An 11,753-nucleotide genomic window follows, 5' to 3' on the forward strand; every position below is an offset into this window, starting at 1 on the left:
AGAAATGCAAACATTTTTAATTATCCTGATTGTATTGACGAGTGTGCTACTGGCATTGATGGTGTTGATTCAGAATCCGAAAGGTGGAGGCTTGTCGTCAGGATTCGCGGGCAGCTCAAACTTAATGGGTGTACAGCGTACGGGAGATTTCCTTGAAAAAGGAACATGGGGATTAGCGATTGCCTTGATGGTATTTTGTTTGGCTATCAATATTGTAGGACCATCATCAGGACAAAGGCCGGGTGGATTGGGCGATCAAATTGAAGCGCCTGCACAAACATCACCGTTGAATCTAAACGGACCGGCACAACAACAGGCTCCGGCTACGACGGCACCTGCAACGGCCGATACGACAAAATAATCCACTTTTTGCTGTAAAAGAAACCTAAAGTTCCACACGCTGTGTGGGACTTTTTTTTGTGATAATACGCACGGTTCCAAGCGATGCGTCTTGCCAAAGCTGGGCGTCGACGCTTTTATAATGACAGGATGACACAGCGATATTTGCTACCTGTCAATTTGAAGACGGCAAAGGTGAAAAAATGGCAACAAATACAGCTTTTTTGCATTTGGCATAATTGGTGATAAACATTTGGAGTAAAAACGTAAAACAATAAAACACAATAATTATGGCATTAAGTATTAAACCTATCGGAGACAGAGTTGTGGTAGAAGCAGCTCCTGCAGAAGAAAAAACAGCATCTGGACTTTATATCCCTGATACTGCAAAAGAGAAGCCTTCTCAAGGTACTATTGTTGCGGTTGGATCGGGTAAGCCTGAAGAACCTCTTACCGTACAGGTAGGTGATAAAGTTTTATACGGAAAGTACGCAGGTACGGAAATCACTTACGAAGGAAAAGAATATTTAATTATGCGTGAGTCTGACATTTACGCAGTGTTATAGGCTAATCATCAAATTTAAAAACAAAAACAATAACGGGATGAAGCTTGCTCCATCCATATATTAAAAAGTTATAGAAATGGCAAAACAAGTAAGATATAATGTTGAAGCTCGTGACGCACTGAAAAAAGGTGTTGATACATTAGCAAACGCAGTAAAAGTAACATTAGGACCTAAAGGCCGCAATGTAATCATCGAGAAAAAATTTGGATCTCCGATGATTACAAAAGACGGTGTTTCCGTTGCTAAAGAAATCGATTTAAAAGATGCTTTAGAAAATATGGGTGCACAGATGGTGAAAGAAGTGGCGTCAAAAACTGCGGATCAAGCAGGTGATGGTACGACTACAGCTACCGTGTTGGCCCAAGCAATTGTATCTCCAGGATTAAAATCGGTTGCTGCCGGTGCCAATCCTATGGATCTAAAACGCGGTATTGATAAAGCTGTTGCAGCCGTAGTGGCAAACTTGAAATCGCAGTCACAAGTAGTAGGTGCTGATAACAACAAGATCAAACAAGTAGCTACAATTTCTGCGAACAACGACGATGTTATCGGTTCGTTGATTGCTGAAGCTATGGAAAAAGTTGGTAATGATGGTGTGATCACAGTAGAAGAAGCGAAAGGTACAGAAACAGAAGTGAAAACTGTGGAAGGTATGCAATTCGATCGTGGTTACTTATCACCATACTTTGTGACAAACTCTGACAAAATGGAAGCGGAGTTAGAAAGCCCTTACATTTTGATCTACGACAAGAAAATCAGCAATATGAAAGAATTGTTGCCGATTTTGGAGAAACAAGTTCAAACGGGTAAGCCCTTGTTGATCATTGCAGAAGATTTGGATGGCGAAGCTTTGGCAACATTGGTTGTAAATAAAATTCGTGGCTCACTGAAAGTCGCTGCTGTTAAAGCTCCAGGCTTTGGCGATCGTCGTAAAGCCATGTTGGAAGATATCGCCATCTTGACAGGCGGTACTGTAATCTCGGAAGAGAGAGGTTTTAAATTAGAAAATGCAGAACTTTCTTACTTAGGCCAAGCCGAAAAAGTTGTTGTTGATAAAGATAATACAACCGTTATCAATGGTTCCGGTAATGCGGAAGATATTAAAGCACGCGTTGCCCAAATCCGTTCACAAATCGAAACGACTAGCTCGGACTATGATCGTGAAAAATTGCAAGAGCGTTTAGCTAAATTGTCTGGTGGTGTTGCTGTTCTTTATGTTGGTGCGACCACAGAGGTAGAAATGAAAGAGAAGAAAGACCGTGTTGATGATGCGCTACACGCAACTCGTGCAGCAGTAGAAGAGGGTATCGTAGCAGGTGGTGGTGTAGCTTTCATCCGCGCTACAGAAGCTTTAGCTGGCCTTAAAGGTGCTAATGAAGATGAAACGATCGGTATTGAAATCATCAAGCGTGCTATCGAAGAGCCACTTCGTCAAATCTGTAACAACGCAGGTATCGAAGGAGCTGTTGTGGTACAAAAAGTTAAAGAAGGTACTTCAGACTTCGGTTACAACGCCCGCACTGACGTTTACGAAAACTTGATCGGTGCAGGTGTTATCGATCCTACTAAAGTTTCTCGTGTAGCATTGGAAAATGCAGCATCTATTGCATCCATGTTGTTGACAACAGAATGTGTTCTTGCTGATGAACCGGAAGAAAATCCCGTAGCTGCTGGTGGCCCTCCTATGGGTGGTGGCATGGGCGGTATGATGTAAGACATATCCATCCTTATAGCGAGAGGTTCCACGTTTTTAATGTGGAACCTCTTTTATTTAGCGTCCTTTTCTGCTCTATTGTACATTTCATTTAACAACTCGAAAAGTTCAGGATGGTCTTCCTGCAGCTGTTTCGGTTTTTGGAAGAAATATTCCGAAACAACGGCGAGGAATTCTGCTTCGTTCGTGGCCGCATAATCGCGAATATCTGATCGATCATGGCGGATCGCGTTGATCGTTTTATGCATCTCGCGCAGCCATGGTTGCACGAGGTCTTTCGGAATGAGGTATGATGGTACACCATCAATGTCGCCATCTGCTTTGTCAATCAGGTGTACAAATTCATGTATAGCGGTATTGCCATTGGCCGCATGATCCGTAAATCCAGCGCGCAAGGAATCCAGGGAAAGGATCATCTTTCTATTCATGACACCTTCCCCGACCATGCCCAGCACGACCCGATCCAGCGCTTCAATATCGTATTTCTCGTTAAAGGTTCCGGGGTAGATGAGCACTTCATCCAAATTCTCGTAAGACCATTGACTGAAATGAAACAACGGAATGGTTGCACTGGCCGCCACCAATATGCGGTCGGTATCTGTTATAGTAGCGCCTTTCTCTGCCGAGATCTTCGTTGTCGCTAAAAAATATTGGACACGCTCGATAAATTCGTTCTGCGCGGATGCCTGGAGTTTTTGAAAAAACGCCACTTTTTGTTGGAGCACAGATTGAATTAATCCTTGCTGGGGTAACTGCTTGGCCCGGTATTTTTTGTTTCCTACGTACTTAAAAACATACCAAATCAATAACATGCCGATAATAAGTACGGACACAATGGGCAAAATTTTATTATCTGTCATCATTTTTTTCACGATTTTTAGCGCTAACATTTACTATATTTATGCGACTATACCGATAAAGATGCAAAAATTTTATTACACAGATGGCACAAATACCTTTGGGCCTTTGTCATTGGAGGAACTAAAGGGGAAGGGACTTACTGGCGACACGTATGTTTGGACAGAAGGCTTGCCAAGTTGGGTTGCAGCTCGGCAAATGCCCGAATTAGCTCCGCTGCTCAACGATACGAATCAGCCCTATTATTCGGGCGCTACCCAAGTGCCGCCGCAGTTCGGTAGCAGCTTACCACCGAATTTTAATGTGCCTAATACCGGAAGACCGCCACGTACCTACTTGGTGGAATCTATATTAGCCACGCTGTTCTGTTGTTTGCCCTTGGGAATCCCCGCGATCGTCTACGCTTCGCGGGTAGAGGGGAAGTTCTACCGAGGTGACTATTCTGGTGCTGAAGCTGATTCTGCTAACGCAAAGAAATGGTTGTTTATCAACCTTGGTCTCAGCGTCGGCTTATGGATTCTCTACTTCTTGATCTTCGGTTTCGCCATGTTTGGGGCGATGCTAGGCGATTTTAGCTGATCTCGTGCATATTCGCGTTCGTTGGATATTAACTGCGCTGGGAGCGACTGTTTTGGCAGTACTGTGTTGTGTATATTACCAGTATGATCCTTTGCAGTCGCCATGGTTTCCGAAATGTCCCTTTAAAACGTTGACAGGTTTGGACTGTCCCGGCTGTGGCTCGCAGCGAGCAATCCACGCGCTATTGCATGGTGATATTTTAGGCGCTATTCGATTCAATGCCCTTTTACTGCCTTTTATCCCCTATATTTTTATAGGTATGATGTTTCAAGTGCGCACGAATCTTAGTCCCAAAATGCTTTACTGGCGGAAAGTACTGTATGGTGAATGGGCCATAAAGATTGTCGCTTTGGTTATACTATCGTATTTTGTTATCCGCAATATTTATTAATACAGGGTAAAGACGGGGTAATACATCCGTTTTTTTCGTTTTATCAAAGGTATTTCCTAGGGTCATTAGCTGTAAGATGCACTTTACCGTAATTTGCAATCACATCCTATCGATCCACATCGCCAGCATTGTAGATGGCAGTACGCCTCTTTATGTCATGAATTGCGCTATATTCATTTCCCGGATCGTTATTTCATCTGCGTTTGTTTCGGTTGCAATCTGTACGATGAATGACTCAAAAAGCGGAATAGTGCGACAGTACCAAAGCGCGCCTTCCAGTTTACAGTGGTCAATCCCGATAAAAATGTTTCTCAGCGGGGCATTTAATCCGCGTCCATCTGCCTTTAATATGGATTCCTTCGCGGTCCATATATGAAAAAAAGTTTGAACAGGATCTGCAGATGATTTGATACGTGACCATTCATCCTCGCGAAATACTTTTTTAAAATTTCTGTAATCAATAGGTCTTATTCGTTCTATATCCACGCCTACTTTCCCCTGTGTGGAGAATGCACATACCACATGGTTGTGGGAGTGGGATATATTAAATTGAATGTCCTCGTCGAAGTATGGTTTGCCGTATTCGGTGTATTTCAGCGTATCCAGACTAGGACGCAAGGCCTGTTCCTTTAAACCGTTTCTTAGTAAAAGGTATCCTGTCAGCGAGCTGCATTGCTCTTCTATCGATTTTAATTTTAGAATTCTCTGCTGGATGGCCAGGGGCAATACAAGAAGATTACTCATAAAATCTTCATCACGGGTTTTCAGATCGAGTTTACTGTAATATAGCGTAAGCATAGAAACAAAGCATTGCTGATGTAGGATGAGCCTATGGTATCATCCATTTATTATACGCTAAATATAGTTGAAAAACGGCTTGTGCCATCATCTAGATTAGAAATAAAATATTTACATTACAAGATGCAACCAACAACCTGCTGTTCATGGCTAAGATACTTATAAATGGATTACTATTAAGGGAGCAACACAGCGGCGTGCAATACTCCATAGAAAATCTAATCGAGGGACTATTGCAGGAGCCTGTTAAAAATCATGACCTAGCGCTTTTAGTCTCTCCTTTTTATAAGCCTCCATTTAACGAAGATAATCGGTTAACAATAAAGCGGCTAGATATGACCTATGACAGCCGCATCCATCGCGTACTTTTCGAGCACCTTTTGCTAGGAAGGTACCTAAAAAAGCAAGGCGTTGATATCTATCATGCTCCGGGCTATATATTACCGTATTTCCTGAGGGCAAAAGCAGTGGTGACCGTCCATGATTTGATCGCTTTAGACTTTCCGGAGCTTTGCCAATATGAAACGGCTGCGTATTTCCGTTTAACGCTACCGGCCTCCATCAAACGGGCTGATAAAATAATCGCTGTCTCCCAAACCGTTAAACGCGATATTTTAAATCGCTTTCCAACAATTGCAGCTGATAAAATCAGGGTGATTTATCCAGGGGTGCATGGACGATTTCATCCTGTTACTGATGCTGCGCAACGCGCAGATGTTCGCAAAACATACGGCTTGCCCTCTGCGTATTTTTTGTTCGTAGGAAATTTGGAACCCAAGAAAAATTTGGAAATGATCGTCGAGGCTTTTAAAAGGCTAAAGACGGATAAACAGATTGATCATAAATTAGTTATTGTTGGAAAGCTCGGTTGGAAATACAAAGGTGTTTTAAGGGCGATCCAATATAGCGGTTTAAAAGACGAGATTATGTTACTGGGGTATGTTGATGAGAAGCATCTGCCCAGCATCTATTCCATGGCATCGGTGTTTGTCTTTCCGTCGTTATATGAAGGTTTCGGAATCCCTGTTGTGGAGGCTATGCGATGCGGTTGTCCGGTAATCGTATCGGACCGGGGAGCACTGCCGGAGATAGCAGGTGCTGCAGCTAAACAAGTTGATCCGCTGGATGCCGAGGATATTGCGGAGGCGATGTATCAGCTAACAAGTAATGAGTTTTTAAGGCAGGATATGATTGAACGTGGGCTGCAATGGTCGCAAAAGTTTACTTGGCAGCAAGCCGCACAACAAACGTTAACTGTCTACAATGATTTGACCTAAGCTTTTTATGATGTATAACTTAGTCGGTTTCTGCTGTTTTACTCAAGAAGTAATCGAGATAATTGCTTGCTTCCGATTTTAATTTGAGCAAGTTTTGATGCATTTGCTCCAAGATCTCCATGGAATAGTTTGTTTCCGCCCATTCATCAAACGAAATACCCAGGCCGTAATGCTTCCAAAGTAACCCATTTTTATCTTCACTTTTCCCATAGGGCTCCAATATGATTAATGGGGTAGCGGCCGATAGCGAGTCAATTAGCGTACCCGCGCCCGGCTTGCATATGATAGCTTTACTAGTTTTCACAATATCATACAGAGGAGAATAGTCTGAGGCCGGTAGTATCCGCTCTGTAAAATTAGTGGCACGATCCACTGCATATAGCGGCGGAAAGCCGTGTTTACCGTCGTTGTCGAGATCCCAAATATTCCATGCTGAAGATAACCGAAAAAAATTTATCCGCTGGTCTTCTTTGCTAAAGTCTCTTTCTGCATAGGATACTAAAGAAAGTTCAAAAGGAGTTTCGTACAATGCACGGGCCTTCGTTTCAAAATCTCCAAGCCCCCAGCCGCCTCCGTGGACAATGAGGTTGTTCGATCGATTGTTAAAATCTATCGGTTCTTTACCATCAACATTTAGGTAGAAGTTTATGGTGCGATCCGTCCAATTATGAAACCATATGTTCGTCATTTGCTCTCTGTATTCTGGATACATTTTCCATGATACGGAGTAATCCGCATCGAGATGGCAGCAGTCAATATATACAGGATGTGGCACCTGCTGTTGGTAGAGGTGAAGTATAGGAAGCCAAAAACCTGAAAATACCACAAAGTGACTTCGCTTTTCTTGCGCCCATCGATCAACAAGTTCTGCAATAGCCTCTTCGTCAACCGCATTTTGCGGATCTCTCGCCAGATTGTGTGCTAGCACGGCTAGGGCAAAATTTTCCTGAAAACTACTTTTGATTTTCGGGATAATCTCCTTTTTTTCTTCTTTATAAAAGCTTTCAAAAACATGGACATGTGCTGTTATTCCCTGTTGAATTAATTGTCGATGCATAACAACGCCAGGGATGTAAAACCCCATCCCTGGGCCTGCGTTTAAAATGGTGATGACGGGATAGTTCATAAAATGTGTATAGTGTTGGGAATAAAGATGCTGTGCATGCTATATGCGTAAATATACATCTTTTGAGAACGAAATAATTGGCTTCGATCTCTTTTTTTTTACCCCTTTTTCTCGAGTACGAAGCAGATTAAATGGCTTTGTTTTCAAAAAATTATTACTTAAATTACCGTAACATAAACTAACCAAAATGAAAACATTTCTGATCACTGGAGGAGCTGGCAATCTAGGTAGCACCCTCGCTAACAGGTTGCTTTTAGATGATAATAACCGGGTAATTGTTGTCGATAATCTAAGTACCGGACGGATAAGTAACTTGCCCAATGATTCGGACAGCTTTTCGTTTTTCAACGCAGATGTCAATAGTTATGAAGAGCTGCATGGCATTATGGAGCGGTTTCAGGTTGATTACGTGTTTCATTATGCAGCTATCGTTGGCGTACAGCGCACGCTGGAAAACCCATTGGCCGTGCTACAGGATATTGAGGGTATTAAAAACATATTGGATCTTTCCCGAGACCTAAAGGTAAAGCGTGTTTTTTATTCGTCTTCATCTGAGGTTTATGGCGAATCAACTGTTCTTCCTCAAAAAGAGGATCTCACTCCGCTCAATTGCCGACTGCCTTACGCTGCAGTAAAAAATATTGGCGAAGCTTTTTTCCGATCTTACTACCAGGAATATGGTTTGGAGTATACCATCTTTAGATTCTTTAATACTTATGGGCCTGAGCAGAGCCAGGATTTTGTCATCCCACGCTTCATTGATGCAGCGATACGTAACGACGATATCACCATTTATGGTGATGGCAGTCAAACCAGAACATTTTGCCATGTCAACGACAATGTTGAGACGATCGTGAAGATCATTGAGGAATCGCTTTGCAAGAACGACGTGATCAATATCGGTAGTTCGAAAGAATTCACGATTAAAAATTTAGCAGAGATTATTATTGCTGTAACGAAGTCTTCTTCCAGCATCGTTCATCTCCCCGCGCTAAAGGAGGGCGATATGTGCAGAAGACAACCAGACAATGCAAAAATGCGCCGTATTCTTGGTAGGCCGTTAATTTCCTTAGAAACGGGAATAGCAGATTTACTGTCTGCTCGCCACCGATCATGAACGCGTTTTAAGCAGGGCGATCGCGTTGCCGTATTTGCCTGCTGTTTTGATGCATAGTATCAGCTCTTCGAGGGCTTCAGCAACCAGCCTTCTATCAGATCTATAATTTCTTTTTCCCAGTAAATACTGTAAAAGCTGTGGTTGCCATCCTCGATGATGTGTTTTTCCATGGCGATCTCATTTTCTTCCAACATGTTCTCGATCTGAACTACCGCTAAGGCGGTTTCTGGATCTTTGCCGCCATGTATAGAGAGCACCGCGCCTTTAAAATACTTGGTGCCTTTTTCCTCCCAGCGCTTGGCCTGTACCACCTTCAGGTCATTTTTCTTTGCAACATTGAGGAAGGGCGATATCAATATCTTAAATATATGCCGATAATTGATTTCTCCATCGCGGAATTTTTTGTAGGTACCCCTATCAAAGGCTTTATTAAAATAACCCTTTAGGCTGTTATTGAATTTACGTACCTCCATTTTTGTGTTATCTTCTGTTTCATTGAGCGGGGGGCTGGAGATTTCTATCAAATGGGAAATTTTTCCATACGTCATATACTTGATGTAATATAATCCTAGCCGTGCGCCGGAGCACATCCCCACCAAAATTATATCATGGATATAAGCCCTCTTTGTTATGTCATCAATGACGGTATGAAGGTCAGCGAGCATGGAAGGAAAATTTGCTGTAAGTTGGTCACCGTCACTAAAGCCACGGCCTCCGAAATCAAAGCGCACGCAGCCAAAGCCAATTTGGGCAAGCCGCCGTGCTATTTTTACAAAAATGTCGTGGGGGCCTGTCCTGTACCCGCTCCAGCCGTGTAAAAATATAACCATTTTATTGTTGTGGTTATTTTGCGCGATTGGCAGATGCTCTATTCCATAAATGGTGTTACCTTTATTGTCAAATTGAATGCCTTTCTCCATCATAAGCTGTCGGCTACGGCTAACAAAGGGTCGATATTGACGCCATCAATTTTGTTCCAAAAAGATTCTACTTTAATAGCTTGAAAATTTACGCAAGCAGGCTGCTGTATTTTTCTATAAAATTTCTCACTTTCCGAAGAAGGTGTTCCGCTGATTGACAAGGAAATAATATCCATTTTTATTTTCGTGTCTAGGACTTGAGCATCCATTTCGTTATCGAAATGCATGAACGAGTGATACAGCTCCGAGCTGACCTCGTGGCCGTCTATATCAATAGCATTTCCCGCCTGTAGATCTTGTATTAATAACTCTTTGGTTCTTTTCACTCTTCCATATGTCAATAACTCGTTCACCATCTTTTGTTTGATCAAGTTTTCCAGATGACCCTGTAAAGTGTGTACCGGTTCAAAAAGGATATAGCGCTGTATGGTATCTGTTTTTTTTGCGAGATGCCAGAGTATGGTGGCTGCAGCACGTAAGCCGACCACCGAAATTTCAGTGAGGCCGGTTGTCGATTTGAGATAGGCTATCGCATCATCTATGTTCTGCAACCAGCGTTGTGCAGTGCTTGCTGACAATTTCCCTTGGCTATCACCGCAGCCTTGAAAGTCAAACATCAATACATACTTCCCCCGCCTTGCGAGCCTTCTGCTGAAATCTACTAATGGCTTTTGCGAACTTTTTTTCTCCTCTGCAAAAGGGTGGCAAACAATGTAAGCATCTTTGCCTGTCCCAGATTCGGGGATAAACAGTGCTCCGTAAAGATCAATTGCATTACTTCGAAAATAAACTTGGTTTATTTGCATGCTCTTGATTCTATCTGTTAGATGCCATTGGCATAAAGAATTTCACACTTGGAGCAGATGTCCATAAGCTGATTGTTCTGAATGTCCCTAAATTTTGTGAATTTCTCGCCTTTCCAGATTTCTTCCAAAGATTTGTTGTTCAAATTTCCGACATTAAATTCCGGAAACTTCTTGCAGGGTGTAACCTGGCCACTCGGCAGCAGATCTATTCTGTTGGACACGCCAAGACACATCTTTTTATCTTGTGCTGGTTTTACACTACCTTCAATATATTCAATCAAATCTTTTGTGGTCAGGTCTGGATGAAAACGAACCCGGATATTCCACCTTCTGTCTATAATTTCTTTCATCTGTTGCTTAAGTTCTTCGATCTTATCGCTGCTGATTTTGAAATCAAAAGAATGCCAAGAGTTGGTTATCCCTTTTCCCATACCCATCCACCAGAACTTGCTATCAAAGTATTCATCCATTCTATCGGCCACGGATGGCGGAACGAACCAAGGGAAATTGAGGTATAACGTGTCAATGCCTTTAGATTCCCAGTACGCACAAAATTCCACCATATTGGGAATCAAACCATCACTGATTACGGCTTCCACGGAAAGCGTGCCCTTAAACTGTCCCTCTTTCTTCAAGCGAATAAGTTGATCAAGGTTATTGACGATTTTTTCATACGTACCCTTACCTCTTATTTCATTGTGAATATCTTCCGGTCCTTCAATACTCACTAATACGGTGAGGCAGTCGGATATTTGTAGAAGGGAATCCATTTTCGTGTGTAAAGTAACCCCGTTTGTACAAAGAACCGTTTCGCGGGGGTCTGCTGCAATTAGATTGATCAGTTTATCCCAATGCGCATACAAGGTGGGCTCGCCGCCCCAAAGGTATAACGATGATTTTGCTTCCTTTGTTTTATTGAAAAGCTCGCTGACAATGTCGAAACTTAAATCACCATCCTTTTTTAATTCTTCTTTGTCTAGGGCATGATGATAGCCGCCTTCATCCCATTGGAAACAATGTGTACAGCGCAGGTTGCATCGGTTCGTTAGCTTTAGACCGATTTCCGTGGGCACATCAAGTGCAAAAGTGGGGTCTTTTTCCCGTGCCGACGCGCATTCGCGTGTACTACGCATCTTTTGCTTGATCTTATTGATCGCATTTGGCGTGTACTGTAAATTTGTCCTTGGTTGCATAATATAGAATTTAAGGTGGTTGCTGATTATAGCTTGTTTACGATCACGAGCTATGTTAATTTATTTATG

The 11,753-nt window shown here is 42.5% G+C and carries 13 protein-coding genes; 7 read left to right on the top strand and 6 right to left on the bottom strand.

Annotated features, from left to right (window positions below; translation table 11 throughout):
- Positions 1 to 4 precede the first annotated feature (4 nt).
- From secG to groL, 3 genes are all read left to right on the top strand, one after another.
- Positions 5 to 361: a preprotein translocase subunit SecG gene (gene secG / locus B0I21_RS09110; protein WP_133640167.1), complete on the top strand. Its 357-nt coding sequence runs from the start codon at positions 5 to 7 to the stop codon at positions 359 to 361.
- Positions 362 to 629: 268 nt separating this feature from the next.
- Entirely contained in the window at positions 630 to 905 is a 276-nt protein-coding gene (locus B0I21_RS09115; protein WP_037498471.1) for a co-chaperone GroES, read from the top strand.
- Between the two features lie 76 nt (positions 906 to 981).
- Entirely contained in the window at positions 982 to 2,619 is a 1,638-nt protein-coding gene (groL, locus tag B0I21_RS09120; protein WP_133640168.1) for a chaperonin GroEL, read from the top strand.
- A 53-nt stretch (positions 2,620 to 2,672) separates the two neighbouring features.
- Here the strand turns inward: groL and B0I21_RS09125 are convergent, their stop codons facing one another.
- Positions 2,673 to 3,482 carry a M90 family metallopeptidase gene (locus B0I21_RS09125; protein ID WP_243836000.1) on the bottom strand — a complete coding sequence of 270 codons (810 nt, stop codon included), beginning with the start codon at positions 3,480 to 3,482 and terminating at the stop codon, positions 2,673 to 2,675.
- Between the two features lie 58 nt (positions 3,483 to 3,540).
- Between B0I21_RS09125 and B0I21_RS09130 the strand changes: the two genes are divergently transcribed.
- Entirely contained in the window at positions 3,541 to 4,056 is a 516-nt protein-coding gene (locus B0I21_RS09130) for a CD225/dispanin family protein (protein ID WP_133640169.1), read from the top strand.
- A gap of 4 nt (positions 4,057 to 4,060) precedes the next feature.
- A complete protein-coding gene (locus B0I21_RS09135) occupies positions 4,061 to 4,447 on the top strand; it encodes a DUF2752 domain-containing protein (RefSeq protein WP_243836001.1) in 387 nt (128 codons plus the stop codon).
- Positions 4,448 to 4,597: 150 nt separating this feature from the next.
- On the opposite strand, the gene B0I21_RS09140 is transcribed toward B0I21_RS09135, so the two are convergent.
- Entirely contained in the window at positions 4,598 to 5,245 is a 648-nt protein-coding gene (locus tag B0I21_RS09140) for a 4'-phosphopantetheinyl transferase family protein (protein ID WP_133640170.1), read from the bottom strand.
- A 146-nt stretch (positions 5,246 to 5,391) separates the two neighbouring features.
- Between B0I21_RS09140 and B0I21_RS09145 the strand changes: the two genes are divergently transcribed.
- A complete protein-coding gene (locus B0I21_RS09145) occupies positions 5,392 to 6,522 on the top strand; it encodes a glycosyltransferase family 4 protein (RefSeq protein ID WP_133640171.1) in 1,131 nt (376 codons plus the stop codon).
- 19 nt (positions 6,523 to 6,541) lie between these two features.
- On the opposite strand, the gene B0I21_RS09150 is transcribed toward B0I21_RS09145, so the two are convergent.
- Positions 6,542 to 7,648, bottom strand: a complete 1,107-nt coding sequence (locus B0I21_RS09150; protein WP_133640172.1) for a glycosyltransferase family protein — start codon at positions 7,646 to 7,648, stop codon at positions 6,542 to 6,544.
- A gap of 187 nt (positions 7,649 to 7,835) precedes the next feature.
- Here B0I21_RS09150 and B0I21_RS09155 point away from each other — a divergent pair, with 187 nt between their 5' ends.
- Positions 7,836 to 8,765: an NAD-dependent epimerase/dehydratase family protein gene (locus B0I21_RS09155; protein ID WP_133640173.1), complete on the top strand. Its 930-nt coding sequence runs from the start codon at positions 7,836 to 7,838 to the stop codon at positions 8,763 to 8,765.
- Between the two features lie 59 nt (positions 8,766 to 8,824).
- On the opposite strand, the gene B0I21_RS09160 is transcribed toward B0I21_RS09155, so the two are convergent.
- Genes B0I21_RS09160 through B0I21_RS09170 form a run of 3 tightly spaced genes read right to left on the bottom strand, consistent with a single transcriptional unit; the run spans position 8,825 to position 11,684 of the window.
- The gene (locus tag B0I21_RS09160) at positions 8,825 to 9,688 is read right to left on the bottom strand and encodes an alpha/beta hydrolase family protein (protein ID WP_133640174.1); all 864 of its coding nucleotides are present in this window, start codon (positions 9,686 to 9,688) and stop codon (positions 8,825 to 8,827) included.
- Positions 9,685 to 10,491, bottom strand: a complete 807-nt coding sequence (locus tag B0I21_RS09165; RefSeq protein WP_133640175.1) for an alpha/beta hydrolase family protein — start codon at positions 10,489 to 10,491, stop codon at positions 9,685 to 9,687. The genes B0I21_RS09160 and B0I21_RS09165 overlap by 4 nt, the downstream gene beginning before the upstream one ends.
- A gap of 17 nt (positions 10,492 to 10,508) precedes the next feature.
- A complete protein-coding gene (locus B0I21_RS09170; protein ID WP_133640176.1) occupies positions 10,509 to 11,684 on the bottom strand; it encodes a radical SAM/SPASM domain-containing protein in 1,176 nt (391 codons plus the stop codon).
- Positions 11,685 to 11,753: the final 69 nt, after the last annotated feature.

This window comes from Sphingobacterium paludis, from assembly GCF_004364125.1.
Taxonomy (GTDB): Bacteria; Bacteroidota; Bacteroidia; order Sphingobacteriales; family Sphingobacteriaceae; genus Sphingobacterium; species Sphingobacterium paludis.